We start from the raw sequence: 26,202 nt of genomic DNA on the forward strand, positions 1-26,202 counted from the left end.
CCAGCCGACTCGTCGGTATTCGACCTGCCCTGACGGGAGCCGCACGGCCGTCGACCCATCCCCCTGTGAGGCCGGGCCCGCCGGGCCGAGGGCGGCGTAGTGTGCGCAGTGTGAAAGAACGGATCTTCCGGGGGAAAGACAGATTCCGCCCGCACTGGTCCGATCTCGGGCCGGTGCTCATCATCGTCACGCTCGAACTCGTCGCCGGCCACCTGAAGTTCCACCTCGGCCTCGGCCCCATGGTCCTGCTCGTCGGCGGGACCGTGGTGCTGGCCCAGTAGCCGCCTGAACGCGCCGGCCCGGCTCTCCTGACGGGCGGTGGGCGGTGGGCGGGTGGGCCGTGGCGCCGGGTTGCGGAGATCAGTCGGCCCTGGTCAGCGAGCCGGTGGGGTGAGGACCGTGCGGTCGAACGGGCCACCGTGTGAGGCGGCGTACGCGACGGCGTCGTTGACGGCACCGAGGCCGAAGGACCGGACCCGTTCGGGGGCGAGGTCGAGGGTGCCCGAGGCGAGGAGCCGGATGATGCCGACGTTCGCCGTACGCGGGTACATCCACTGGCCGCGCACGGTGACCGAGTTGCGCATGATCCACGGGTACGGGAGCGCGAGGTCGTGGCCACCGAGCATGCCGACGCCACCCATGAGAACGACGCGGCCGTACTCGCGCACGGTCATGGCTGCCGTGCGCGCCACCGAGCTGGGTGCGCTCGGCGGCAGCAGGTCGATCACCATGTCGATCGGGCCGTCGCCCGCCGCGGACATCGCCGCGCGGTCGCCGGCCTCGTCCCCGGTCAGCGGGACCGGGCGCACCCACGGACCGAACCGGTCGGCGAGGAGGTCGAGCGCGGCCCGGTTGCGGCCGGGGGCGACCACGCGGCCCGCCCCCATGGCGAGTGCGACCGCGACCGCACTGCTGCCGAGGTTGCCGGTGGCCCCGCTGACGAGCAGCGTTTCACCGGCTGCGAGCCCGCCGGCCAGCAGCCCGCCGTAAGGGATGAGGTGCACGCCGAGCGCGGCCCAGCGGGCCGGGTCGCCCCCCGCCGCCGCGGGCAGCGGGAAGACGTTCTCCGTCGGGACCCGCATGAGCTCGGCGAACGACCCGTCGTGCAGGTGCCGGGCGAGCCGCGCGCCGCCCTCGCCGCGGGAGCTCCAGCCCTGGAGCGTGATGTCGGGCGTCAGGGCGTCGTCCCGCGAGCGCACCGTGGAGTCGCACCACACCAGGTCGCCGGGGCGCAGCCGGGTGGCGTCCGGGCCCACGTGGACGACCCGTCCCACCCCGCCGATCCCGGGCACCACGGGAGGCACCAGGGGGTAGTTCCGCCGGCCGCCGAAGACCTCGGCCGCGTACGGGGCCACACAGGTGGCGAGCACCTCGACCACCACCTCGCCGCCGCCGGCCTCGGGGTCGGGCACCTCCCGCACCGTGAGCGGGGCGCCGAACTGCGTCAGGACTGCTGCTCGCACGTGATGACCTCCGTGTTCGTCCGTGTTCATTCGCGTTCATCCGTGTTCGTCAAGTTCGACACTAGGAGCCCGGAGAGCATGCCGGAAGCGATGATCAAGCATCTGTGGTATGCGTATGCCGCATGGACATCTCCAGCACGGGCCTGCGGGTCCTGCAGCAGATCGCCGCGTCCGGCAGCTTCACCGCGGCAGCCGCCCGGCTCGGCTACACCCAGTCGGCGGTCTCACGCCAGGCCGCCTCCCTCGAACGGAGCGCGGGCACCACCCTGTTCGAACGCCGCCCCGACGGGGTGCGGCTCACCCCCGCGGGCCTGACCCTGCTGCGCCACGCCCGCACGATCCTGGACTGCCTGACGGCGGCCGAGCACGACCTCACCGGCACCGCCCCGCGGACCGAACCGGTGCGGCTGGGACTGTTCCTGAGTGCGGGCGCGGCCATCCTGCCTCCCACCCTCGCCCGCCTCGCGGCGACCGACCCGCAGATCACGGTCACGACGACCGAGGGCGCCACCCCCACCCTGGTCCGGGCACTGCGCGCGGGCTCGATCGACCTCGCCGTACTGACGTCCCGCCCGCCCCACCGGCCCCTGGACGGCGAGTCGCCGCGCCTGCACGTCGAGACCGTCATGGACACCGAACTGGTCGTTGCGGCGCCTTCGACCGGAGCGTTCGCCGGCCGCACCGCGGTGCACGTCGACGAACTGGTCGACGCCCCGTGGATCGCCGCCCCGGCGTCGAACTCCGAGCCGCTGCTCGGCGTCTGGCCCGGCCTGCCCGCACGGCCGCACATCGTCCACCGCGCGCGCGACTGGCTGACGAAGCTTCAACTGGTCGCCGGCGGCTTCGGGGTGACGACGGCGCCCTCCCGGCTCTCCCCGGTGCTGCCGCCCGGGGTGAGTCTGCTGCACGTCGAAGGCGCACCTCCCGAGATCCGCCGCGTTCTCGCAGCGCGACTCCCCGGCCGCCCGACCCCGGCGATCACGTCCGTCATCCGGGCGATCGTCTCGACCGCCTGACACGCACCGCCGGGCCCCTCGGCCCCGGCGCCGAAGCCCACACCGGGCCCACCGGCGGCCGACCGCCGGCGCACCGAAAGGACCGGCCGGACCGGGCGCACCGCGTTGGTGAGGGCAGCGGCCGCCCGCCGTCCGCCGTCACCCACTCGGGTGATCCGGCACGAGCCCGCCCCAACGTGCGGGCATGGCGCCGACACTGGGCATTCCAGCTCGAACAGCGCCCTCGACCCCGTGAGTTCCACGGCCCGTACCCCTACGGCAGGAGTGCCATGCCCACCTGCTGTGCGGCGTCTACCAGCCCCACCAGGGCCGCATCCTGTGGGACAGCACCGACACCGCCACCGCCGACCGCGCCCAACTGTTCGCCGGCATCGCCTTGTTGGCCCAGAACTTCCAACGCTGGTCCTTCACCCTGCGCGCCAACCTCCTCCTCGGGCGACCCGACGCCCCCGCCACCCAGCAGCAACTGGAAGCCGCCGCCGACTACGCCGACCTCCACCCCGTCCTCGCCGAACTCGACAAAGGCTGGGACACCCTCCTCGCCAAGGGCTTCGAAGGCGGCGTCGGCATCTCCGGCGGCCAGTGGCAACGCGTCGCCCTCGCCAGGCTGCGCCACCGCATGACCACGCCCGCACCGGACGGCCGCCTCCCGCACCTGATCGTCGTCGACGAGCCGACCAGCGCCATGGACGCCAAAGCCGAGATCGAGGCCTTCGAGAAGATCCGCGCCCTGACCGAACTCGGCGTCAGCATCGTCCTGATCACCCACCGCCTCGCGGCCACCGCGCAGGCGGACCGCATCTACGTCCTCGACCACGGCCGCCTGATCGAAGAGGGCACCCACGACGAGCTGATGGCCAAGCCCTCCACCTACTCCGAGGCCTACCGGCTCCAGGCCGCCCAGTACGGCATCGGCGAGCGCCGTGTAGGTTCCACGTCGAAATGGACGGTACCTGTACAGAATGGACAGTGAGCGGGCCGCTCCACGATTCTGCGGGCAATGGCCCCGGACGGTAACCCTCCCCCTCGGCAAGGCCGTTCAGAGTCCAACTCGTGTGCCCGGAGCGCGTACAGAGCCTGCGGTGTTGATCCGGCCGGTACGCATCGGCGACGACGGGTGGTCCTGTCATCCACGAGAGCCGGTTGGAGCCGGCCCGGCTGCGTTGCGGTTCCTGGCGGCCTGCTGACAACTTGTCGGATTTGGCCTGTAGCCGGATTCCGCGGATCCTGAAAGGCTTTCCGCAGGCGACGGTTGACATCGTAGTCTCCCCACTCATCCGCCGCCCCGGCCACACCCGACGAGCCCGACCCGCTCCGTACCGGCGAGGTAGCACCATGCGCGTCCTGCACATCTCCGACCACGCCGACCCGTTGGCCACTCCGGGAGGCGAGTTCTGCGGCGGTCAGAACGTCTATGTCAGGGAACTGGCGAGACGGCTGGCCGGCTCCGGCTGCACGGTCGACGTCGTCACCCGCTGGGCGGACGGGCGGCTGGCCCGGCGGGAGCCGATCGCCCCCGGCGCGCGGACCGTCCGGGTACCGGCCGGACCGATCGGGCCGCTGCCGCGCGAGCGGTTCGGCGAAGTCCTCGACGAGTTCTGCGAGGGTGTCGTCGGACTCCACAAGGAGGCGGGCGGATACGACGTGGTGCACAGTCACTACTGGTACTCCGCGGTCGCCGCCCTGCGGCTGGGCGACCGCCACCAGGTACCGCTGGTGCACACCCACCACTCCCTGGGGGCCGTGCGCCGGGCGGCACTCGGGCGGGACGCGGCGGACGAGGCCGGGGAGCACTTCGCGGCCAGGCACCGGATCGAACGCCGCATCGGCCTGCGCGCTGCCGCTGTCGTGGCCAGCAGTCCCGGCGAACTCACCGACCTTCAGCAGCTGTTGGGAACGCCGCGGCACACACTGCACGTGGTGCCTCCCGGGGTGGACACTGCGGTCCTGACCCCGCGCGACCGGGCCCTCGCCCGCGCCGAACTGGGCCTGCCGGCCGACGTCCCGGTGGTCCTGTTCGTCGGGCGGCTCGAACAGCGCAAGGGCTGGGAGGACCTCGTCCCCGCCTTCGCCCTCGTGCGCCGGGCGCTCCCCGGCGCGGTTCTCGTCGTCGTGGGCGGCGAGGCGCCGGAGCGGCGCACCGGGCGCGGTCCGCTGGCGGCGCTGGTCGAGCGGCACGGGCTGACGGGGAGCGTGGACCTGCGCGGACCTGTTCCCCACCAGGCCACGGCCCGCTACTACAGTGCCGCGAACGTCACGGCCGTGCCCTCCCACTACGAGCCCTTCGGCCTGGTCGCCGTGGAGTCGATGGCCTGCGGCACACCGGTGGTCGCGACCCGCGTCGGCGGCCTGCGCTGGAGTGTCGCCGACCCGCGCGTCGGGGTACTGGTGCCGCCGCGCAATCCGGCCTCGCTCGCGAAAGCGCTGGTCGACGTACTGACCTCGGGTGCGGCAGAGCGCCGACAGGCCTGCCTGGACCGCGCCACCAGCGTCTACGGCGCCGAGCGGTGGGTCGACGGTATCCGGGCGATCTACCACCGGGTGGCCGACCCGCGCGTCACCGCGGCAGGGGCGCAGTGATCGCTCGGGACCACGGGCCCTCGGCCGTCTCCTCGCGACCCGCCCCCGTGACGAGCTCCCGTGCCCGGAGCGTCCGGTAGGCAGCCGACGCCGAGGATGCTGGCGAACCGTCGAGGATCGAGCCCGGACCTCGCTCGCCCGTCGCACGCGCACCGTCGGGTGCCGGTGGGACGGCCCCGAGGCCCCGCGTCGGGGCGGCCGGGTGTTCCGCCGTCCAGAGTCCGGCGCCGTTCGAATGCGGCCACTTCTTGTCCGTAGTCGTAGCCGCCAGAGATCCCCCACTGGAAAGGTAGCATTCTCGCGTGAACAAGTGTGCCTCGCAGCAGCAGAGTTGACTCAATCGCCGAGAGCGGGACCGCCTCCCTCGGCCCCTACCCCGCGGAGGGGACGAATGACCGAAACACCCGGCGCGGACACGCCACCGTCGACCGCCCAGGCCCAGGTGCACTGGCTTGTGGACGCCTCGGCGCGGGCGCCGATGACGGACACCGAGATCCACGGCCACATAGCTGCGCCGCTCCTGGCTGCCAGCGGCGGTCCGAACGCCTTCAACGCGGTGCTGCACCAGCTGGGCCCCATCACCCTGCACAGGATTGTCGAGTCGGGTCGGGATCACGTGCAGGCGGCGGTCAGCGGCCGTGACGGCGACTACCTTCTGCGGGTGCGCGTGGCCCCCTCGGGTCTGGTGAATGATGTGAGCCTGACTCCCGACGAGGCGCCGCTCTCGTCGTGGACTCAAGTCGACGACATGCTGGCCGACTTGGGAGCCCGTGTGTCGTTCGCCGCAGCGCGGATCGGCCCGGATGGGCGCTGCGAGCTGGTGCACGGCGTACGCGCCGACACCCAGCGGCCGATCGGTTCGGCGTTCAAGCTGTACGTGCTGGGCGCGCTCGCACAGGCCGTCGACGAACAACGAGCGTCCTGGGACGAGTCGCTGGTCATCCGCGATGACTACAAGAGCCTGCCCTCGGGCCGACTGCAGGACCACCCGGCCGGCACCACCATCACGATGGCCGAGTTCGCCGACTGCATGATCTCCCTCAGTGACAACACCGCAACCGACCACCTCATCCACCGGCTCGGCCAGGACGCGGTGGTGCACCAAATGGACCTGTTCGGCCACCAACAGTCCCGAGCGAACATTCCGTGCCTGACCACCAAGGCGTTCTTCCAACTCAAGGCCGACCAGTACCCAGCCCGCGCGGACGAGTACCTGGCACTGCCCGAACACCACCGCTCCGCCGCGCTGCGGGAGCTTGAACGACTCCCCCTGCCCGATGTTCGCGAGACCTGGCCCCATCCAAGGAAGATCGACCAGATCGAATGGTTCGCCTCACCGATCGACATCTGCAACGCCTACGCGGCGCTGTGGCGGTTCGACCAGCCCGAGATCGAGCACGCACTCACCCTCAACGACGACGGACTGAATCTGGCCCCATCCCGATTCCCGACCGTCTGGTACAAAGGCGGCAGCGAACCCGGAGTCATCACGCTGAACTACCTGGCGCACACGAGCGACGACCGCACTCTGGTCACCAGCCTGATGGTCTCGGACGCCGGTACAGCCCCTGACAAGGCCGGCGTGGCGCTGAAAGGCCAGACCATCATCCGAGGCGCATTCGACTTGCTGACCTCAAAGGGTGTTTGAGGCAGGCGAACTGTCCTCCATGTTCCAGTAGGCCCCTCGCCGGGTTGGCCGGCGACGTGGAGACCCCGGCCGCGCAGGCCGGCTTGCTGAAGGCGGCCCGGGGTGGGACCCGGCGCTCGCCCTGGCAGCCGCCGTCCTGCGCCAGGGCTGAGCTCAGCCCTGAGTTCTGCCCTGAGTTCAGCCCTGAGCTGCGCCGAGCCACCTGTCGAGGGCTTCGTCGAGCCCGTCCAAGGCCTCACCGCTGTCGCCCGCCCAGGCGACGAAGCCGTCCGGGCGGACCAGCAGGGCGGCCGGCGTGGGCTGTTCGGGGCAGTGGGAAGTCACGATCCGCAACCGGTCGCGGTGGCCGTCGGCGCGGGCGCGCAGTTCGGGGTCGTCGGTGAGGTCCAGCAGCAGCGCGCGGCCGTCGTGCAGGTGGTCGGCCAGTTTGCTGCCGTCGGCGAGTACGAGGTCCGGTGCGCTGCGGCCCACCAGCGGGTGTTCGCCGGGCAGGTCGTAGCGCTGCCACACGCCGGAGAGCTGCTTGACGAAGTAGGTGGTCCCGGCCGCGGTGTCGGCCAGCTGGGCGACGACGTTGCGCAGCGCGCCGCTTCCCGGCTCGGGCCTCATCAGCGCGACCTGCGCCCTCGTCCAGTCCAGGACCCAGGCGCCGATCGGGTGCCGCTCGGCGGTGTAGGTGTCCAGCAGGCCCTTGGGCGCCCAGCCCCGCACGGTGGCGGCGAGCTTCCAGCCGAGGTTGATCGCGTCGCCGATGCCGAGGTTGAGCCCCTGGCCGCCGAACGGGGAGTGCACGTGCGCCGCGTCGCCGGCCAGCAGCACCCGGCCCGCGCGGTAGGTGCCCGCCTGGCGGGCGTTGTCCGTGAAGCGGGTCGCGCTGTGCACCTTGGTGATCGTCACGTCCACGCCGCTGACGTTGCGCAGGCTGGCCTGCAACTCCTCGGCGGTGACCGGCGACTGGCGGTCCGCGGGCGGGCCGTCGAACTCCACGGTGAGGATCCGGCCCGGCACCGGCCCGTGCACGTACGTCCCGACCGGGGTCCGGTTCCAGCCGGCGCCCAGGGCCTCTGAGCCGGTCATCTCCACCATCGCCTGGTGGCCGGTGATCTCCGGGGCCGTGCCGGGGAAGTCGAACCCGGCGAGCCGGCGCACCGTGCTGCGGCCGCCGTCGCACCCGACCAGCCAGCCGGCTCGGATCGGCGCATCGCCGTCGGTGTGCACGGTCACCCCGTGCTCGTCGGTGTCGAAGCCGGTCAACTCCACGCCCCGGCGCAGCTCGACGCCCAGCTCGGCCGCGCGCTCGCCGAGCACGTGCTCCAGGGCGGCCTGCGGGACCAGGGCGGCCTTGTCGACGGGGCCGCGGTCGGCGAAGTCGGGGTCGTCGGCGGGGTCGAAGCGGTCGAGGCTCAGCATGATCCCGGCGAAGTGCCCGGCGATCCGCTGCGGCGCCCGCGTGGGCACCGCACCGTTGGTGGGCGCTTCGCCGTTGGTGGACGGCCCGTCCGGGCGGCGCTGCCGGGCGAACTGGGCGAACCTCTCCATCGCCTGCGCGTGGATATCTTCGAGCGCCGGCAGCAGCCCGCGCCGGTAGAAGGCCTCCACGCTGGGCGTGTTGATGGCGCCCGCCTTGACCGTCTGGTCCACCTCGGTGAGCCGTTCGATGACCAGCACCGAGGTTCCGGCGAGCCGGAGCTCGCAGGCCAGCATCAGCCCGACCGGGCCGCCGCCCGCCACCACCACGTCGTAGTCCGTGCCTGCGTCCGTGTCTGCGTCGGTGCCTGCGTCTGTGCGCATGTCCGTGTTCATGACTTCACTGTAGTCACTAAAAATCTGTGGTGGGTATAATTTCGGTCATGGATGTAGCCAGGACCCCAGATGCCGACGACGAACCGCAGTCCCGGAACCTCACGATGCGTCAGCGCAAGAAGGCGCAGACCCGGCAGCGGATCTCCGGCGTGGCCACCACCCTGTTCCTGGCGCGCGGGTTCGACCAGGTCACCGTCGCCGAGGTGGCCGAGGCGGCGGAGGTCTCGACCATGACGGTCTTCAACTACTTCCCGCGCAAGGAGGACCTCTTCCTGGACCGGATCCCGGAGGCCGTCGAGCTGTTCACGAGCGCGGTGCGCGACCGCCCGGCCGCCGAGTCCCCACTCGCCGCGCTGCACCGCCTGATTCTCGAACTCATCGACGAGGGCTACCCGTTGGCCGCTCTGCGGGATCGCTTCACGGCTTTCTGGCAGGTCGTGGTGGACTCCCCGTCGCTGCGGGCGCGGGCCCGCGAGGGCGTCGAGGAGCTGGAGGGCGCGCTGGCCGAGGTGATCGCGCGGACCTCGCCGGACCCGCAGCCCCGGCTGACCGCCGCGCTCGCCGTCGCCGCCTACCGCACCGGCTGCCTCACCTCCGCGAGCCGGATGCTGGCGGGGGAGAGCGCGGCGGCGGTCGACCCCGATCATCGCGCCCTGCTGGACGCGGCCTTCGGCGCGCTCAGGCGGGCGCTGCCGCTGTCGTAGCGCCACCGCCGTCGTAGCGCCGCCGTGGGCGCGAACGCGAACGCGAATGCGAACGCGGGCGGCGGGCGGCCGACAGGTCGAAGTGGCCTGCGGTCGCCCGCCGTTCACATATCCCTGGGACTGCTCGACGGCGAGCGAAAGGCGCATCCGTCACGCCAGGACGCCGGCCCGTGCTGCGCCCGGCTGGTCAGACCCCCGCGGCAGTGCCGACCAGCGGCCGGTGGCAGGCCACCGTGCGGCCTGGTGCCACCTCCCGCAGCTGCGGTTCCTCGGTGGCGCAGCGGGCGTCGGCCAGGGGGCAGCGGGTGCGGAAGCGGCAGCCGCTGGGCGGGGCGAGGGGGGAGGGCGGGTCGGTGGGGAGGAGGCCGGTGTCGCGCAGCGGGCGGCCGGGTTCGGGGACGGCGGCGAGCAGGGCGGCGGTGTAGGGGTGGGCCGGGGCGGCGAGGACGGCCTCGGTGGGGCCGCGTTCGCAGATGCGGCCGAGTTGGAGCACGGCCACCTCGTCGCTCACCGCGCGGACCACGCCGAGGTCGTGGGAGATGAAGAGGCCGGCCAGTCCGCGTTCCTCGGTGAGCCCGCGCAGCAGGTTGAGGACGGTGGCCTGGGCCGAGACGTCGAGGGCGGAGACCGCCTCGTCGGCGATCAGGACGCGCGGTCCGGCGGCCAGGGCCCGGGCGATGGCGACCCGTTGGGCCTGCCCGCCGGAGAGCTGGTGGGGGCGGCGGTCGCCGAACAGGGCGGGCGGCAGGCCGACGGCCGCCAGCTGCTCGGTGACGACCTGTTCGCGGTCGCGGGCCGGGTCGGGGTGGGCGTCGAGGGGTTCGGCGACCAGGTCGCGGACGCGGCGGTGCGGGTTGAGGGAGGAGAGCGGGTCCTGGAACACCAGCTGGAGGCGGGGCCGGACGGCCCGCAGGGCGCGCGGGGAGAGGGTGGCGAGGTCGGTGCCGTCGAGGGTGACGGTGCCGGTGGTGGGCGGGGGCAGCCGCAGCAGGGCCTTGGCGATGCTGCTCTTGCCGGAGCCGGACTCGCCGACCAGGGCGAGGGTGCGGCGCGGGTGGAGGGCCAGGTCGACGCCGCTGACGGCGTGCAGCGGGCCGGAGCGGGTGCGGTGGACGACGCTGAGGCCGGTGGCCTCCAGGACGGCCGTTCCGGGAGCGGCGGCGCCGGGGGCGACGGTCTCGGGGGCAGCGGCTTCGGGGGCGGTGGTCATGCCGCGGGCTCCAGTTCGTCGGGCGAGGACGAGGGCGAGGGCGAGGAATCGGGCGAGGGCGAGGAATCGGAGGAGGGTGAGGGCGACGGCGCGTCAGGCGGCGCGGTGAGCGGGAAGTGGCAGGCGGCGGTGTGGCCGTCCGCCGCGGTGTGGGTGGGGGGCGCGGTCGTGGTGCAGAGGTCCGTCGCCAGTTCGCAGCGCGGGGCGAAGGGGCAGCCGGGGGTGGGCCGGGTGAGGTCGGGCGGCGAGCCGGGGATCGCGGGCAGGGTGCGGCGCAGCGGGCCGGTGACCCGGGGTACGGAGCGCAGCAGGGCCGCGGTGTAGGGGTGCCGGGGGTGGCGGGTGACGGCCTCGGTGGGGCCGGTCTCCACGATCCGGCCGCCGTACATGACGGCGATCCGGCGGGCCCGCCCGTACAGCAGGCCGATGTCGTGGGTGATCAGCAGGGTGGCGAGGCCGCGGCTGCGCCGATGGTGGTCGAGCAGGTCGAGGACGGTGCGCTGGACGGTGACGTCGAGGGCGGTGGTGGGTTCGTCGGCGAGCAGGAGGGCGGGTTCGCCGGCCAGGGCGGCGGCGATGCCGACGCGCTGGCGCAGGCCGCCGGAGAGCTCGTGCGGGTGGGCGCGGGCCCGCCGGGCGGGGTCGGGGACGTCGACGGCGGCGAGCAACTCGGTGGCGGTGCGCAGCCGTTCGCGCCGGGAGAGTCGGCGCCGGTTGGTGAGGGACTCGGTGACCTGGTCGGCGATCCGGACCACCGGGTTGAGCGAGGTCATCGGGTCCTGGTGGACCATGGCGATGCCGGTGCCGAGCAGTTCGGCGCGGCGGGTACGGGAGGCGGCGAGCAGGTCCTCGCCGTTCAGCCGGATCTCGCCGGTGGCGACGGCCCTGGTGGTGCGGGACTCGACGCCGAGGACGGCGCGGGCGAGCACGGACTTGCCGGAGCCGGACTCGCCGACCACGCCGAGGCACTCGCCGGCCGCGATGGTGAGGCTGACGCCGTGCAGGACGTGCAGGGCGCGGCCGTCGGGGGTGTGCAGGACGGTGTCCAGCGAGCGGACGTCGAGCACCGGGACGTCGGGCACCGGGGCGTCGAGGTCGGGGGCGTCGAGGACGGGTTCGTCGAGGTCGGGGGCGGAGGTCATCCGCGCGCTCCCTTCGGGCCGGCGGGACCACCCGAACGCAGGTGCTCCCCGAGGTAGTTGAGGGCGAGGACGGTCAGGCAGAGCACGGCCGCGGGCGCCAGCGAGATCCACGGCGCGCTGCCGAGGGCCGTGCGCCCCTCGGCGATGATGCCGCCCCAGGAGGGCTCCGGCGGGCGCAGCCCGAAGCCGAGGAAGCTGAGCGAGCCCTCGGCGACGATGGCGACGGTGGTGGCGGTGAAGGCGAAGGTGAGGGCGGCCGGCGCGACGTGCGGGACGATCTCGCGGCGCAGGACGCGCAGCGGGGCGGTGCCGAGCATGCGGGCGGCCTGGACGAAGCCGCGCTCGCTGAGCGAGAGCACGACGGCGCGCACCACCCGGGTGAAGTGGGGGACGGTGAACAGCCCGATCAGCGTGCCGATCACGGTGAGGCTGGGGCCGCGCAGCGAGACCGCGATCATCACCAGGATCAGGCTGGGCACGGACATCAGCAGGTCGGTCGCGAAGCCGATCGCCTTGTCGAGCGGGCCGCGGAACCAGCCGGCGGCGAGGCCGAGCGTTCCGCCGCCGAGCAGGCCGACCAGGATGGTGAGGGCGGCGACGGTGAAGGAGGCGCGGGCGCCGGCGACGGTGCGTTGCAGGACGTCCCGTCCGGCGCTGTCGGTGCCCAGCCAGTGGCCGGGGCCGGGGGCGGCGGCGGGGTGGGCGAAGTCGCCGTGCAGCGGGTCGAAGCCGGGCAGCAGGGGCAGCAGCAGGGCGGCGAGGGCGACGACGGCCAGCCAGGCCCCGGCGGCGAGCACGCCGGCGGGGGGCCGCCGGCGGCGGGTGGCGCGCGCCGCGACCGTCTCGACGGTCACGACTGGGGTCTCAGCGGTGCTCATGGGCGATCCTCGGGTCGATCGTGCGGTACAGCAGGTCGACCGCGAACGTGGCCGCGACCACGCCGACGGCGCTGACCACCACCACGGCCTGGACGACGGGGAAGTCCCGGCCGGAGATGGCCCCGGCGGCCAGGCTGCCGACGCCGGGCACCGCGAACAGCGACTCGACCAGCACCGAGCCGCCCAGCGAGGTGCCGATGCCGATGCCGACCAGGGTGACCAGCGGCAGGCTGGAGGGCCGCAGGGCGCGGCGCAGCAGCAGCCGGGTGGTGCCCATGCCGCGGCTGCGGGCGGCGGCGATGTACGGCTGGTCGAGGGTGTCGAGCAGCTGTCCGCGCAGGGTGCGGGTGAACACGGCGGCCTCGGTGAGGCCGAGGGTGAGGGCGGGCAGCACCAGGTGGCGCAGGTTCTCGGCCGGGTCCTCGGTGAACGGGGTCCAGCCGGTGGCGGGCAGGATGCGCAGTTGGACGGCGGCGAGCCAGATGAGCAGCAGGCCGAGGGCGAAGCCGGGGACGGCGAGCCAGCCGAAGGTGCCGGCGGTGGCGATCCGGTCGAAGGTGCCGCCGGGGCGCCAGGCGGAGAGCAGGGCGACGGGCACGGCCAGGGCGAGCGCCACCAGCTGGGCGGCGAGGAAGAGTTCGAGGGTGACGGGGATGCGGTCGGCGAGTTCGGTGGTGACGGCGGCTCCGGTGGACAGCGAGTGGCCGAGGTCGCCGTGCAGGGCGTCGGCGATCCACTGCCAGGTGGCGGCGAACAGATTGCGGTCCAGGCCGAGCCCGGCCTCGTAGACGGAGATCTGCTCGGGGGTGGCGGTGGGGCCGAGGGCGGCGACGGCGGGGGAGCCCGGCATCAGGTGGGGCAGGTACAGGGCAGCGACGGTGACGAGCAGCAGCACGGCCGCGGCGCGGCCGAGCCGCCCGCCGTGGCGCAGCGCGGTGCGGGTGCGGGGGGTCACCGCTTCACCCACAGGGGGGCGGGGGAGACGTTGAGGACGGTGCGCTTGGACAGGTCGGGCAGTCCGCCGACCTTGGCGCCGGCGAGGAAGCCGACGGTGTTCTCGGTGAGGAAGGCCATCGGCACCTCGCCGACGACCCGCCGGGCGGCCTGCTGGTAGGCGGCCGCACGCTTGGCGGGGTCGGTCGAGGCGCGGCCCTCGGCGATCGCCTTCGAGGTCTCCGGGTCGGACCAACCCATGAAGTTGTAGGGCGAGTTGGGCAGGTAGAGGCTGGTGAGCGCGGTGTCGGTGTCGCCGAACATGCTGGTGGGGAAGTCGATCACCTGGAACTTGTGCTGGAGCATCGCGGTGCCCAGACCCGCGGCGTCGAGCGGCTTGATGGTCACCTTGATCCCGGCCTCACCGAGCATCTGCTGGATCACGGTGGCGCGCTGCTGGCCCTCGGGGCGGCTGTCGACGAGGTAGTCGAAGGCGAGGTCGGGGTGGCCGGCCTCGGCGAGCAGGGCCCGGGCCTTGGCCGGGTCGTGGGCCGGGTACCCGGCGGCGGTGCGGTACGGGGAGCGGGAGCCGATCGGGCCGTCCGAGACGGCGCCCTGGTCGAGGGAGACGACCTTCTCCAGGGCCTCGCGGTCGATCGCGTACTGCACGGCCCGGCGGACCCGCACGTCGTCGAAGGGTGCCGACGTGGTGTTGAAGACCATGGTGGTGGTGGCGCCGGGCCCGGTGGCGCTGCGCAGCCCGTCGGTGGCGGCCTGCTTGAACTGGCCGGGCGTCTCGGTCCAGATCAGGTCGGTGTCGCCGGAGCGCAGCGACTGGTAGCGGCTGTCGGTGTCGGTGAGCACCCGGTAGACGAGCTTGTCGGCGTGGCCCTTGGCGCCCCAGTACGCGGGGTTGCGGGCGAGGGTGACGGAGACTCCGGGCTGCACGCTCTCCACGGTGTACGGGCCGGAGCCGACGGCGGGGGAGTCGCCGGCCGGGGCCTCGGAGACGTAGCCGAGGGATCGGGTGAACAGGTTCGGGAAGGCGGCGTCGGGCGCCTTGAGGGTGAAGGTGAGGGTGGTCGGGCCGGAGACGGCGGTGGCGCCGATGGTGGCCGCGTCGATGGCGCACGCGCACTTGCTCTCCGGCTTGGCGAGCCGGGTGACGTGGTCGGCGACGGCCTGGGCGTCCAGCGGCTTGCCGTCGCTGAACTTCACGCCCTCGTGCAGGTCGAGGGTCCAGACCGTGGCGTCCGCGTTGGGGGTGAAGGACTTGGCGAGATAGGGCTGGACGGCGCCGTTGTCGCCGTTGACCATCAGCGGGTCGTACAGGGCGTTGGCGAGGACCATCATCGGCATCGAGGTCAGGGTGCCGTCGGCCGGGTCGAGCTTGGCGAACGGCCGGTCCAGGCCGATCTTGAGCGTGCCGCCGTCCACGGCAGGCCCGTCGTTCGCCGCGCCGGTGTTCCCGGCGGCGCCGGAGACCGCGTCGTCGGAGGCGGAGCAGGCGGTGAGGGTGAGCGCGGTGGCGAGGGCCGCCGATGCCAGGAGGTAGTGCCGCTTCATGGTTCCTCGGTTCGGGGGAGTGGGGGCGGCCTGGGGGAGTGCGGCCGCCGACGCCCCACACCATTCCGGAAGTGGCAGTACTGCCAAAAGGCAGTTGTGCAAATTTCAGATGACGGAACCCGGAAGAGTCGGCGCTCGCCTTGAGCGAGCACGGTCGGACGTGATTCGGTACTGACAGCCGCCCCCTCGGCGGCCCCATCCACACTCAACTCACCGAGAGGAAACGGAAGAACCATGCAGGGGACGGACACCGCGGCGGAGCAGGGCATGCGCGACCGCAAGAAGGCGCGCACCCGCGACAGCATCCGCACCGCGGCGCTCGACCTCTTCGAGGAGCAGGGCTTCGAGCACACCACCGTGGACCAGATCTGCCGCCGCGCCGACATCGCCCACCGCACGTTCTTCCGCTACTACCCGGCCAAGGAGGCTCTGCTGTTCGGCTGGGACTTCGGCCAGGCCATCCTCGACGCCTTCGCCGCCGCCCCCGCCGAACTCCCGCTCTGGGCCGCGCTCGACCACGCGCTGACCGCCACCGGCGGCCGGCTGGAAGAGCCCGTCGAGCACACCGAGCGCCGCCGCCGGCTGCGCCGGAGCCTGATCGAGGTGCAGGGTTCCGTGCACAACTACGCCGTGGTCGTGATCGACGGCTTCACCGAACGCACCGTCACCATCGCGGCCGAGCGGCTCGGCGTCGACCCGGCCACCGACCTGCGCCCGACCGCGCTCGGCGCGCAGTTCGGCGGCATGGTGCGCCACCACGTCCTGATCTCGTCCGAGACCGGCACGGTGGCCGACTGGCACAAGGCCTACCGGGACGTGCTCGACACCGCCGGCTGACCCGAGCCGACAGCCCTGCACCCCTACAGCCCTACAGCCCTACAGCCCTACACCCCGACACCACCGGGCGATGCCGCCGGCCGTCCGGACGGCACCGCGCGCCCTTCGTCGTCCCCGCCCGGCCCTTCTCCTCCCCCCTCGCGCGGCCCGCCGCGCACCTTCACCACCTGCTTCGCACTTCCTGAAAGGCCCCCGCATGTCCCTGGTCAACTTCCGCGACCCCGCAGCGCTCGCCGACCCCGCGAGCCGGTGGATCCGTCCCGGCACCCTGTTCCGCTCCGCCCAGCCCTTCCCCGCCGCCGACGAGGCCGTCGTCGCCCAGCTGCGCGAGCACGGCATCACCACCGTCGTCGACCTCCGCGGCGAGTCCGAGAGCCGCCCCGAGGACTGGGCCGCCGCCGAGGCCGCCGGCATCGCCGTCGTCCCCGCCCGGGTCGAGCCGACCAACGACGAACTGGCGCAGGCCATGCGGGCCATGACCACCGCCGAGGACCTCGGCGCCTTCTACCTGCTGATGGCCGAGTCCGCGCCGCAGCGGCTGGCCGCCGCCGTCGAGGCAGCCGTCCGCCCGGGCGGCGTGCTGGTGCACTGCGCGGCCGGCAAGGACCGCACCGGGCTGCTCATCGCGCTGCTGCTGGAGCTGCTCGGGGTGCCCGCCGAGGAGATCGTCGCCGACTACGCCCGCACCAACGAGGCGATCGAGCAGATCTGGGCCGGCCTCGCCGACCGCAACCGCGCCGCCCTCAACGAGGTCGAGGCCGGCCGGCTGGTCGTCCCCGCCCCGCTGCTGGAGGCGCCCGCCGGGGCGATGAGCACCTTCCTCGGCCTGGTCCGCGCCGAGCACGGCGGCGCCGAGGGCTTCCTGACCGCCTGCGGGGTCCCCGCCGAGACCCTGGACGCCTTCCGCGCCAAGGCCGCCGCCAGCGCCGCCGCCCGCACCGCCGCCAGCGCCGAGGCCGGTACCGCCGCCCGTACCGCCGCGTCGAACACCGCCGAGGTGACGGCATGCTGACCCTGCTGCGGCACACCGACGGCACGCCCTTCCGCGACCTCAACCACAACGGCACCATGGAGCCCTACGAGGACCCGCGGCTGCCCGTCGAGGAGCGGGTCGAGGACCTCCTCACCCGGATGACCTTGCAGGAGAAGGCCGCGCTGATGCTGCACGGCCGGATGCTCCCCGGCGACCAGGGCCCGTTCCCCTCCGGCGCCCGCCTGATCACCGAGCGCGGCCTCACCCACTTCGCCATGATGGCCGTCCCCGACCCGCGCGCGATGGCCGAGTGGAACAACCACGTCCAGGACCTCGCCGCGGCCGGCCGGCTGGGCATCCCCGTCACCCTCTCCTCCGACCCCCGGCACGGCTTCACCGCCAACCCGGCCACCGCCCACACCGGCGGCGGCTTCAGCACCGGCCCCGAGCCGATCGGCCTCGCCGCCACCGACGACCCCGACCTGGTGCGCCGCTACGCCGACCTGATCCGCCGCGAGCTGTGCGCCGTCGGCATCCGGGTGGCCATCCACCCGATGGCCGACCTCGCCACCGAGCCCCGCTGGGCCCGGATCAGCGGCACCTTCGGGGAGGACCCGGAGCGCGCCTCGCGGATGATCACCGCCTACATCGAGGGTCTCCAGGGCGGGCCGATCGGCCCGGACAGCGTCGCCTGCATGACCAAGCACTTCCCCGGCGGCGGCCCGCAGGCCGGCGGCGAGGACTCGCACTTCGCCGCCGGACGCCGACTGGTCTACCCCGGTGGCGAGTTCGAGACCCACCTGCGCCCCTTCGAGGCCGCCTTCGCCGCAGGCACCGCGCAGATCATGCCCGCCTACGCGATCCCCTCCGGCAGCGGCCTCGCCGAGGTCGGCGCCAACTTCAACCGGGACGTCATCACCGGTCTGCTGCGCGGGCGCTACGGCTTCGACGGCGTGGTCTGCACCGACTTCAACGCCATCACCGGCATGGACGTCCCCGGAGTGGTCACGCTGCCCCCGCGGCACTGGGGCGTCGAGGAGCTGCCCGTCGCCGAGCAGGTCGTGCTCACCCTGGACGCGGGCGCCGACCAGCTCGGCGGCGAGACGGACCCGGAGCTGATCCTGGCCGCCGTCCGCTCCGGCGCGGTCACCGAGGCCCGGCTCGACGAGTCGGTCCGCCGCATCCTGCGCGACAAGTTCCGCCTCGGCCTCTTCGCCGACCCGTACGTCGACCCGGAGGCCGCCGCCGACCTGGTCGGCGCCCCGCAGGGCCGGGCGCTCGGCCGCGAGGTCCAGCGCCGCTCGGTGGTCCACCTGGCCGGCGAGCCGCGCACCGCCACCCGGCTGTACGTCGAGGGCATCGACCCCGCCGTCGCCGCCGGGTACGGCACCCTGGTCGAGGACCCGGAGCGGGCCGAGCTGGCCGTGATCCGCCTCGCCACCCCGTACGAGCGGCGGGAAGGACTGCTGGAGCAGCACTTCCACAGCGGCTCGCTGGAGTTCGAGCCGGCCGAGGTCGACCGGCTCACCGCGCTGGCCGCGACCGTGCCCACGGTGTTCGCCGCCCAGCTGGAGCGGCCCGCCGTGCTCACCCCGCTCGCCCCGCACGCGGCGCTGCTGATCGGCGAGTTCGGCGCCGCGGACGAGGTCGTGCTGGACGCCGCGCTCGGCCGGGCCCCGATGACCGCGACGCTCCCGTTCGACCTCCCCTGCTCGGACGCCGCCGTCGCCGCCTCCCGCGAGGACGTGCCCTTCGACACCCGCGCCCCGCTCTTCCGGCACGGGCACCGGGCCATCGGGGAGGGCTGAGGCCCCCGGGGCCGGGGCCTGCCACCGACCGGTGGCAGGCCCCGGCGCGGGTGGAGCCGAGCCGCTGATCGGACCGGATGAATTACCGGCGCTCTCGCCCGTCCGCCGGTGTGTGCGGCCGACCGATCGGGTACCGGTGCATTCCGTCCGCCTCCCCCATCCGGCCCGCGCGGCCCAGACCTGGAGGTCCGCATGTCCACCGACTCCAGCGCACGGAACTGCCCGTTCGACTTCGCCGAGACCCTAGAGTTCGACCCGACGCTCCGGCAGCTCATGAACGACGCACCGGTCAGCCGCATCCGCCTCCCCTACGGCGAAGGGGAGGCCTGGCTCGTCACGGGCTACGACGACGTGCGCACGGTCACCACCGACCGGCGGTTCAGCCGCCACGCCATCGTCGGCCGGGACTTTCCGCGCATGACCCCCGAGCCCATCGTCCAGGCCGAGGCGATCAACGTCATGGACCCGCCCGCCAGCGCCCGCCTGCGCAGCCTGGTGTCCAAGGGCTTCACCCCCGACCACATCGAGCGGATGAGGGAGCGTACCCAGCACGTCGTGAACGGGCTGCTGGACCGCATGCGGGACCAGGGCCCCCCGGCCGACCTCATGGAGCACCTGGCCCACCCGCTCCCGCTGATCACGATCTGCGAGGTCCTGGAGATCCCCGAGGCCGACAGCGCGCAGTTGCGCGCCAACGCCCGGACGATGATGGACGTGAGCCTGGCCAACAAGCCGAACGCGGTGCGCGCCAAGGCCGACCTGCGGGCGTACTTCGCCGAGCTGACCGCCGAACGGCGCAGGAACCCCGGCGACGACCTGATCAGCGTGCTGGCCACGGCCCGCGACGGCGACGAGGTCCTCGACGAGAAGGAACTCACCGTGATGGCCATGGTCCTGCTGATCACGGGCCAGGACACCACGACGTACGAGCTCGGCAACCTCTCGTACACCATCCTCAGCCGCCCCGACGTGCTCGCCGCACTGCGCGAGCGGCCCGAGACGCTCTCCCGGACGCTCCAGGAGCTGCTGCGCTTCATCCCCTTCCGCAAGGGCGTCGGCATCCCCCGGGTGGCCCTTGAGGACGTGGAGCTCAGCGGGGTGACGATCCCGGCGGGGGACATCGTGCACGTCTCCTACCTGACGGCCAACCGGGACGGCCGCCGGTTCGACCGGCCCGACGAGCTGGACCTGGAGCGGACCAGCCCCTCCCACATGACCTTCGGCTGGGGCGCGCACCACTGCCTCGGCGCGCCGCTGGCCGTCACCGAACTCGAAGTCGCCCTCGGGACCCTGCTGGAGCGCTTTCCCAGGATCGCGCTGGCCAAGCCGGCCGCGGAGCTGGCGTGGAACACCACGTCCATCTGGCGCTATCCGCTGGCGCTGCCGGTCACCTGGTGAGTGCCGGAAGCACCGCGCACGTCGGCCCGCACACCCCGGGGTGTGCGGGCCGACGTGCGGGACGGGCCCGCCTTCCGTAAATTGGGCTAGGTGGCCTGAACCAACTTGCGGCCAGCACGACCGCCCGCACCGCGATCATCCGATCCTCGCCCGGTCGGCTCGTCGGCCGCTGAGTTGGGTCCCGCCCGGTGCGTCCCGCCGCCCGCGCCCTCCGCGCGTCCGGCTCGCAGCGGCTGCCGTCGAGTGGTGAAATCCCGCCCCGCCAGGGTCGCACCGGGAACACCGCCCGTCTGGAGGAAGTGCCGTGGCAGTTCTGTGCAAACCGGCGATAGATGTACCCGAGCACGTCATCACCAACGAGGAGACCATCGAGCTGGCGCGCAGGCTCCACCCCGACCACCCACAGCTCGAACTGGCGCTGCGTCTCATCAAGAACACCGGAGTGCGCAAGCGGCACCTGATCCAACCCATCGAGGTGGTGCTGAAACACCCGGGGTGGGACGAACGGAGCGCCGTCTTCGCGGCGGAGTCGAAGGACCGCGTCCCGGCGGTGGTGGTCAGGGCCCTCGAGCAGGCCCAAGTGGAGGCGTCCCAGATCGACTTGATCGTCTATGTGTCGTGCACCGGTTTCATGATGCCGTCGCTCACGGCGTGGCTGATCAACAGGCTGGGCTTCCGGCCGGAGACCCGGCAGCTGCCGATCGCCCAACTGGGGTGTGCGGCCGGCGGCGCGGCGGTGAACCGGGCCCATGACTTCTGCTCGGCCTACCCGGGCGCCAACGTGCTGATCGTGGCCTGCGAGTTCTGCTCGCTGTGCTACCAGCCCACGGACCTGGGCGTGGGCTCGCTGCTGTCCAACGGCCTGTTCGGCGACGGGATCGCCGCCGCCGTGGTCCGGGGTGAGGGCGGGACCGGAATGCGGTTGGAACGCAACGGCTCGTACCTCATCCCGAACACCGAGGAGTGGATCTCCTACGCGGTCCGCCCCACCGGATTCCACTTCCAGCTGGACAAGAGGGTGCCGGGGACGATGGAGCCGCTCAGCCCGGCCCTGCGCGCGGTGGCGCAGCAGCACCAGTGGGACGTGGGCACGCTGGACTTCTACATCGTCCACGCCGGCGGCCCACGGATCCTGGACGACCTCAGCCGCTTCCTGGAGGTGCCGCCCGAGGCGTTCCGCTTCAGCCGGGCCACCCTCACCCAGTACGGCAACATCGCCAGCGCGGTCGTGCTCGACGCCCTGGCCCGGATGTTCGACGAGAAGTCGGCCCTCGAAGGCCACCAAGGGCTGCTGGCCGGGTTCGGCCCGGGGATCACCGCCGAGATGTCCCTGGGCACCTGGGCGTCGCCCGAATCCTGAACGACGGACGCGGGGGCCGGGCACCAGGTGCCCGGCCCCCGCGTCCGTCGTTCAGGAGGCCGGGGCCGGGGCCCGGGCCCCGCGTCCGGGCAGGTGCGGTCGCGCTGCGGAGCGCGAGAAGCTCGCCGATACTGAGCCAACGGGCAGTGACGGAACGTCGCGTCGGCGCTACGGTCCGACACGCCCGGCCCGCGCCGTCGTGCGCGCGGCGGCCACCGAGCAGGGCCGCCGGAAACCACGACCGGCGACCACTGGCCCGGCGGCGTACCGACCGCCCGGCCCTGGACGGAAAGACCGGGAATGCTGAACCGACGAGACCTTTTGAAAGCCGCCGCGATAGGCGGCCCGGCGGTCCTCTTCCCCTGGGACCGCGCACCGGGCGGGGCCCGGGTCTCGTCCCTGGCGTTGCCGGCCGCTCCGGCCGCGCAAGCCGCGCCGCCCAGGTCGGAGGCCAAGCGGTCGGCCGCCCGGATCACCCCCTTCGAGCACGCCATGCCGGTGCCCCCCGTGCTGAGCCCGGTGTCGCGGACGGACTCCTCGGACCTGTACCGGCTGCGGATGGCCGATACCCAGGCGGAGATCGTCAAGGGGCTGCTGACCACCGTCCGGACCTTCGGCGGCTGCTTCCCCGGTCCGACCATCCGGGCGGTCAGGGGCCGGGAGGTGGTGGTCCAGCAGACCAACGACCTGCGCGTGCACACCTCCGTCCACCTGCACGGCGGCCATGTGCACTCGCGCTACGACGGCCTGCCGATGGACCTCGTCAAGCCCGGCGAGACCCGCGAGTACCGCTACCCCAACTCGCAGGTGGCCGCCTCGCTCTGGTACCACGACCACGCGCACGAGCTGGAGGCCGAGAACGTCTACCGCGGCCTGGCCGGCGCCTACCTGCTCAGCGACCCGCACGAGAGCGGCCTGCCGCTGCCGAACGGCGAGTTCGACATCCCGCTGCTGATCCGGGACGCCCGGATCGAGACCGACGGCAGGCTGGTCTACACCGACCCGTACGCGTGCCCGCACATGCTGGTCAACGGCAAGGAGCGGCCCTACTTCCAGGTGGCCGCGCGCAAGTACCGGCTGCGGGTCTTCAACGTCTCGCCCAACCGCCATGTGTCGCTGCGCCTCGCCGACGGCCAGCCGTTCACCCAGATCGCCTCCGACGGCGGACTGCTCGCCGCGCCGGTGACGCTGCACGAGCTGACCCTGACCGGCGCGGAGCGCGCCGAGATCGTGGTCGACTTCGCCCGCTACCCGGTCGGCGGATCGGTGGTGCTGGAGAACACGGCCGCGCTGGAGAGCGAGCGGACCGAGGTGCTGCGCTTCGACATCACCCGGACGGCCGAGGACCGGAGCCGGATCCCGGACGTCCTGGCCACCCTGCCGCCGATCCCGAAGGCGACGGTGCACCGGGAGTTCGCGCTGACGACCTTCCCGGACGCCAGGATCAACGGGCGCAAGTACGACCCGAAGCGGACCGACGTGCGGACCACCGTCGGCAGCAGCGAGATCTGGACGATCCGCAACCACCTCACCCGCCCGCCGGCCGGGGTCTTCCACGCCCCCCACTCCTTCCACACCCACCTGGTGCAGTTCCGCGTGCTGGACCGTGACGGGGTGCCGGTCGGCCCGGCCGAGGCCGGACTGAAGGACACCGTCACGGTCCACCCGGGGGAGAGCGTCCGGATCGCCATGACCTGGGGCGAATATCCGGGCGAGTACGTCTACCACTGCCACCACATGGTGCACTCCTCGCACGGCCAGATGGGCCGGATCGACGTGCTGCCCGCGGGATCGAAGGACTCCGGCCGGGAGTCGGACGACGCCTTCGCCGACTCGTCCCGGTCCACCGGAGCGTCGGCGGCCGGAGCCTCGGCGGCGGGAGTCGGTCGACGGCGGTGGCGACGGCGACGGCGCAACCGGCACCACCACCACGCGGGCCACCACCGCCGGCACCGGCGACTGCGGTGAGTCCGGAACCGGACGGCGGGCCGGCCCGGACGAGGGGTTGAGCGCGCGGAACGGGGCCGCCGTGCGAGCCCGGCGGTGGACGGCTCCGTGACGGCCCCGTGACGGCCCCGTGACGGCCCCGGGCGGCGGTCTGCGCTCGCCGTCCCGACGGTCGGCCACGCACCGATGCCGAACCGGCGACGCTGAACCGGCGATGCCGGACCGGCGGCGTCCCAGAAGTCTGGGATACCGCCGGCCGCCGCCGCCGTCCAGGATCAGTACGGACGATCCCGCCGGCGCGCCCGCGCCGTGTAGGCGGGCGGAGCCGGCCCTGGAGCCGTCCATGACCATCTTGTTCGAGTCCGGCGTCCCCCGGCAGGAGCCCGCGGACCACCGGGCCTTCACGGGTGAACTGTTCGGGCGAGCACGTGAGACGGCCGAACTGCTGCGGCTGCTCGCCGACCCCGCCGTACCCGGCGTGCTGCTGCACGGCCTGCCGGGCAGCGGCAAGACCCGGCTGGCGTTCGCGGTCGCCGAGCAGTACCGGGCGGCGGGCGGGGCGGCCGGAACCCCGGGACCAGCCGAGCTGCTGACGGTCGATCAGGTCGAGCCGGACGACTACCTGGCGCTGCTGGCCCGGTGCGCCCCGCGTGGGGTGAAGCTGCTCGCCACCGGTCGGCTGCCGCCCGCCGGCGGCGGCGTGGCGTACCGGGTGGACCCACTGGCCGTTCCGGTGGACTGGTCGCCGACCGACCTGGACGCCTTCTGCCGCACTCCCGCGGTACAGGTCTTCACGGCCGCCCGGCGGGCCTGGAGTCCGGGCTTCACGGTGACCTCCCGGAACCAGCAGACCGTGGGCCGGATCTGCGTGGAACTCCGGGGCCTGCCAGGGGCGTTGGTGCTCGCGGCCCGGGTGGCGGCGCTGGAGGGCGTCGGCACCGTGCTGGCCGCACTCGGCGGGGCGGGGGGAGGCCGCCTGGTGGCCGCCTATGTCGAGCCGCCTGGCCCGCCGCCCGTCCCGCTGCCCGTTCCGTCGGCGGACCGGTCGCCGGGACGGTCGCCGGGGCGAGAGGCGGGGCGACCATCAGGGCGGTGCGGCCCGCTCGGCGCCGACGCGGCGCGGCTGATGTCCTGCACACCCCTGTTCGCCGGCGGGTTCGGGCCCGAGGCGCTCCGGGCGGTGTCCGGGATCGCGCTGAGCGCCTTCCCGGCGGCGTTGGGGGCCCTGCTCGATCGGCAGTCGCTGACGCTGGAGGACCGGCCGTCCGGCCGACTGGACGGTGCGGCCGAGACGCGACTGTACGTGCCGTTCGGCGACCTGCCCGAGGTCCGGCCTGCCGGCGGCCCACTCGTCGTCCTCATGCTCCGCCATGCGCGCTACTACGCCCGGCTCGCCGCCGGGGCCGCCCGGCGGCTGGCCGCCGGCGACCAGCCGACGGCCCTGCTCGCCCTGCGCGTCGAGGAGGCCAACCTCCGGCTGGCGGTCGACACACTGACCCGGTTCGGGTTCACCGCCGAGGCCCTCGACCTGATGGAGCAGTTGCTCGCCCACGCCCGAGTCGCAGGCCTCGGCCCGGACTGGGCCGACCGGCCCGCCGTGCCGCTCGGCGCCACCAGTCCCGCCGATCCCGCCGATCCCGCCGATCCCGCCGATCCCACCGGCATCACCGGTGGGCGAGCGCGGGTCCGGCTCGCGCTGATCCGCGCCGAGGCCCGACTGCTCGACGGCGACCACGAGTTGGCGAGTTCCCTGCTGGACGAAGCCGAGGCGGCCTCATCCCGGCCGGACCGATTCCGGACCGCGCCCGATGAACCCTCCACGGCGGCCCGACTCCTACGGCTGCGGGGTCTGACCGGATGCGACCGGGACCCCGAGCGTACCCTCGCCGCCCTCACCGGGGCAGCAGCGCTCCTCCGTGCGGCCGGTGACGAACCGAAGGCCCTGCGCGTCGAGTTGGAGGCCGCCCTGGTCGGGTTCCGGCTCGGTCGGACCGGGCCCGGTGGCGCACTGGCGGGCCGGGTGCTGACCGCGGCCCGGCGCCGGGGGGACGTGCTGCTGGTCGGCACGGCCCTGCTGCACCTGGGCCTGCTCGCCGCCGCCGGGGGCGATCCGTCCGCGTCCCGCGCCCACTACGTCGAGGGGCTGGCCCACCTGCGCCCACTCGGCGCGGTCGCCACGCTCGGTGCGCTGGTCGGCCTGGTCGCGAGTCCGCTGCGCCCCGCACCGGCGCGGGCGGCCGACGCCGCCCGGCTGCTGGGCAGCTTCCATCCGGGGCGAGCCGGTATCCCCGGCGACCCTGCGGATCCCGACCTGGCCACCGCCCGGCTGCTGCCCGGCATCCGCCGCCGCCTCGCCGAGGACGAGTTCGCCCACGCGCTGGCGACCGGCGCGGCCACCGCGCTCCTGGACCTGCTCTGCTCCCTCTCCCTCGTCCTCCCCCTCGCCGAGCCGCACTCCGCCGAGCCGGACTCCGCCGAGCCGGACTCCGCCGAAGCACCGCCGAGGCGGCAACTGACCAGTCGGCAACTGGAGGTCTCGCTGCTGGTGGCCGACGGACTGAGCAACCATCAGATCGCGCGCCGCCTGGGCATCTCGGAGTGGACGGTGGTCAACCACCTCCGCGAGACGATGCGGCGGTTGCAGTGCTCCTCGCGGGTCGGCGTCGCCGGCTGGGTGCACCGCTCCGGCCGCCGGCCGGGCCCCGCCCGCAGCGCGCCGCGAGGCCCGGACGACGTGACGCTCGACGGGTCCGTCAGCCGATGATGGTGATCGTGACGAGCGAGAGGACGACGAGCGAGACGGTCGGGGTGACCTCCAGCTCCGCCGGGACGCCGGCGACGCCGGTGCTGGCGAGCTCCGCGATCGCGGCGTTCGGGGTGGTGTAGGCGGCGTAGCCGCCCATCAGGTCAGCAGTACTCATGTCGAACTCCCTTGA

The 26,202-nt window shown here is 73.5% G+C and carries 20 protein-coding genes; 12 read left to right on the forward strand and 8 right to left on the reverse strand.

Translation table 11 applies throughout. The features are described from left to right. Window positions 1-374: 374 nt before the first annotated feature. Window positions 375-1,463 carry an alcohol dehydrogenase catalytic domain-containing protein gene (locus tag ABT015_RS02735; RefSeq protein ID WP_350876024.1) on the reverse strand — a complete coding sequence of 363 codons (1,089 nt, stop codon included), beginning with the start codon at window positions 1,461-1,463 and terminating at the stop codon, window positions 375-377. 122 nt (window positions 1,464-1,585) lie between these two features. Between ABT015_RS02735 and ABT015_RS02740 the strand changes: the two genes are divergently transcribed. From ABT015_RS02740 to ABT015_RS02755, 4 genes are all read left to right on the forward strand, one after another. After that, window positions 1,586-2,479 carry a LysR family transcriptional regulator gene (locus tag ABT015_RS02740; protein WP_350876026.1) on the forward strand — a complete coding sequence of 298 codons (894 nt, stop codon included), beginning with the start codon at window positions 1,586-1,588 and terminating at the stop codon, window positions 2,477-2,479. 280 nt (window positions 2,480-2,759) lie between these two features. Then, on the forward strand, window positions 2,760-3,452 hold the full coding sequence (locus tag ABT015_RS02745) for an ATP-binding cassette domain-containing protein (protein ID WP_350876333.1): 693 nt from the start codon (window positions 2,760-2,762) through the stop codon (window positions 3,450-3,452). 362 nt (window positions 3,453-3,814) lie between these two features. Further along, entirely contained in the window at window positions 3,815-5,059 is a 1,245-nt protein-coding gene (locus ABT015_RS02750; protein ID WP_350876028.1) for a glycosyltransferase, read from the forward strand. Between the two features lie 391 nt (window positions 5,060-5,450). Then, window positions 5,451-6,707 (forward strand): serine hydrolase, encoded by a 1,257-nt coding sequence (locus ABT015_RS02755; RefSeq protein ID WP_350876030.1) that lies wholly within the window; start codon window positions 5,451-5,453, stop codon window positions 6,705-6,707. Between the two features lie 177 nt (window positions 6,708-6,884). Here ABT015_RS02755 and ABT015_RS02760 read toward each other — a convergent pair whose 3' ends face one another. Then, a complete protein-coding gene (locus tag ABT015_RS02760; RefSeq protein WP_350876032.1) occupies window positions 6,885-8,498 on the reverse strand; it encodes an FAD-dependent oxidoreductase in 1,614 nt (537 codons plus the stop codon). A gap of 59 nt (window positions 8,499-8,557) precedes the next feature. Between ABT015_RS02760 and ABT015_RS02765 the strand changes: the two genes are divergently transcribed. Further along, complete coding sequence (locus ABT015_RS02765) at window positions 8,558-9,214, forward strand: TetR/AcrR family transcriptional regulator (protein WP_350876034.1); 657 nt, start codon at window positions 8,558-8,560, stop codon at window positions 9,212-9,214. Window positions 9,215-9,401: 187 nt separating this feature from the next. Here the strand turns inward: ABT015_RS02765 and ABT015_RS02770 are convergent, their stop codons facing one another. Genes ABT015_RS02770 through ABT015_RS02790 form a run of 5 tightly spaced genes read right to left on the reverse strand, consistent with a single transcriptional unit; the run spans window position 9,402 to window position 14,943 of the window. Next, window positions 9,402-10,424, reverse strand: a complete 1,023-nt coding sequence (locus ABT015_RS02770) for an ABC transporter ATP-binding protein (protein ID WP_350876036.1) — start codon at window positions 10,422-10,424, stop codon at window positions 9,402-9,404. Then, entirely contained in the window at window positions 10,421-11,566 is a 1,146-nt protein-coding gene (locus ABT015_RS02775; protein ID WP_350876038.1) for an ABC transporter ATP-binding protein, read from the reverse strand. Before ABT015_RS02775 ends, ABT015_RS02770 begins: the two co-directional genes overlap by 4 nt. Further along, complete coding sequence (locus ABT015_RS02780) at window positions 11,563-12,444, reverse strand: ABC transporter permease (protein WP_350876040.1); 882 nt, start codon at window positions 12,442-12,444, stop codon at window positions 11,563-11,565. Before ABT015_RS02780 ends, ABT015_RS02775 begins: the two co-directional genes overlap by 4 nt. Beyond that, window positions 12,431-13,399 (reverse strand): ABC transporter permease, encoded by a 969-nt coding sequence (locus ABT015_RS02785; protein WP_350876042.1) that lies wholly within the window; start codon window positions 13,397-13,399, stop codon window positions 12,431-12,433. The genes ABT015_RS02780 and ABT015_RS02785 overlap by 14 nt, the downstream gene beginning before the upstream one ends. Further along, window positions 13,396-14,943: an ABC transporter substrate-binding protein gene (locus tag ABT015_RS02790; protein WP_350876044.1), complete on the reverse strand. Its 1,548-nt coding sequence runs from the start codon at window positions 14,941-14,943 to the stop codon at window positions 13,396-13,398. The genes ABT015_RS02785 and ABT015_RS02790 overlap by 4 nt, the downstream gene beginning before the upstream one ends. 234 nt (window positions 14,944-15,177) lie before the next feature. Between ABT015_RS02790 and ABT015_RS02795 the strand changes: the two genes are divergently transcribed. From ABT015_RS02795 to ABT015_RS02825, 7 genes are all read left to right on the forward strand, one after another. Continuing rightward, window positions 15,178-15,780: a TetR family transcriptional regulator gene (locus ABT015_RS02795; protein ID WP_350876046.1), complete on the forward strand. Its 603-nt coding sequence runs from the start codon at window positions 15,178-15,180 to the stop codon at window positions 15,778-15,780. Window positions 15,781-15,976: 196 nt separating this feature from the next. Then, on the forward strand, window positions 15,977-16,792 hold the full coding sequence (locus tag ABT015_RS02800; protein WP_350876048.1) for a tyrosine-protein phosphatase: 816 nt from the start codon (window positions 15,977-15,979) through the stop codon (window positions 16,790-16,792). Continuing rightward, complete coding sequence (locus ABT015_RS02805; protein WP_350876050.1) at window positions 16,786-18,561, forward strand: glycoside hydrolase family 3 protein; 1,776 nt, start codon at window positions 16,786-16,788, stop codon at window positions 18,559-18,561. Before ABT015_RS02800 ends, ABT015_RS02805 begins: the two co-directional genes overlap by 7 nt. A gap of 192 nt (window positions 18,562-18,753) precedes the next feature. After that, a complete protein-coding gene (locus ABT015_RS02810) occupies window positions 18,754-19,959 on the forward strand; it encodes a cytochrome P450 (RefSeq protein WP_350876052.1) in 1,206 nt (401 codons plus the stop codon). Between the two features lie 304 nt (window positions 19,960-20,263). Then, window positions 20,264-21,319 carry a type III polyketide synthase gene (locus ABT015_RS02815; protein ID WP_350876054.1) on the forward strand — a complete coding sequence of 352 codons (1,056 nt, stop codon included), beginning with the start codon at window positions 20,264-20,266 and terminating at the stop codon, window positions 21,317-21,319. 300 nt (window positions 21,320-21,619) lie between these two features. Further along, window positions 21,620-23,287, forward strand: a complete 1,668-nt coding sequence (locus tag ABT015_RS02820) for a multicopper oxidase family protein (RefSeq protein ID WP_350876056.1) — start codon at window positions 21,620-21,622, stop codon at window positions 23,285-23,287. A 322-nt stretch (window positions 23,288-23,609) separates the two neighbouring features. After that, window positions 23,610-26,030, forward strand: coding sequence for a LuxR C-terminal-related transcriptional regulator (locus tag ABT015_RS02825; protein WP_350876058.1), 2,421 nt, complete (start codon window positions 23,610-23,612; stop codon window positions 26,028-26,030). Here the strand turns inward: ABT015_RS02825 and ABT015_RS02830 are convergent. Further along, window positions 26,020-26,187, reverse strand: coding sequence for a hypothetical protein (locus ABT015_RS02830; protein WP_350876060.1), 168 nt, complete (start codon window positions 26,185-26,187; stop codon window positions 26,020-26,022). The genes ABT015_RS02825 and ABT015_RS02830 overlap by 11 nt on opposite strands. Between the last annotated feature and the right edge of the window lie 15 nt (window positions 26,188-26,202).

This window comes from Kitasatospora sp. NPDC094016, from assembly GCF_040304045.1.
In the GTDB taxonomy this organism is placed as follows: Bacteria; Actinomycetota; Actinomycetes; order Streptomycetales; family Streptomycetaceae; genus Kitasatospora.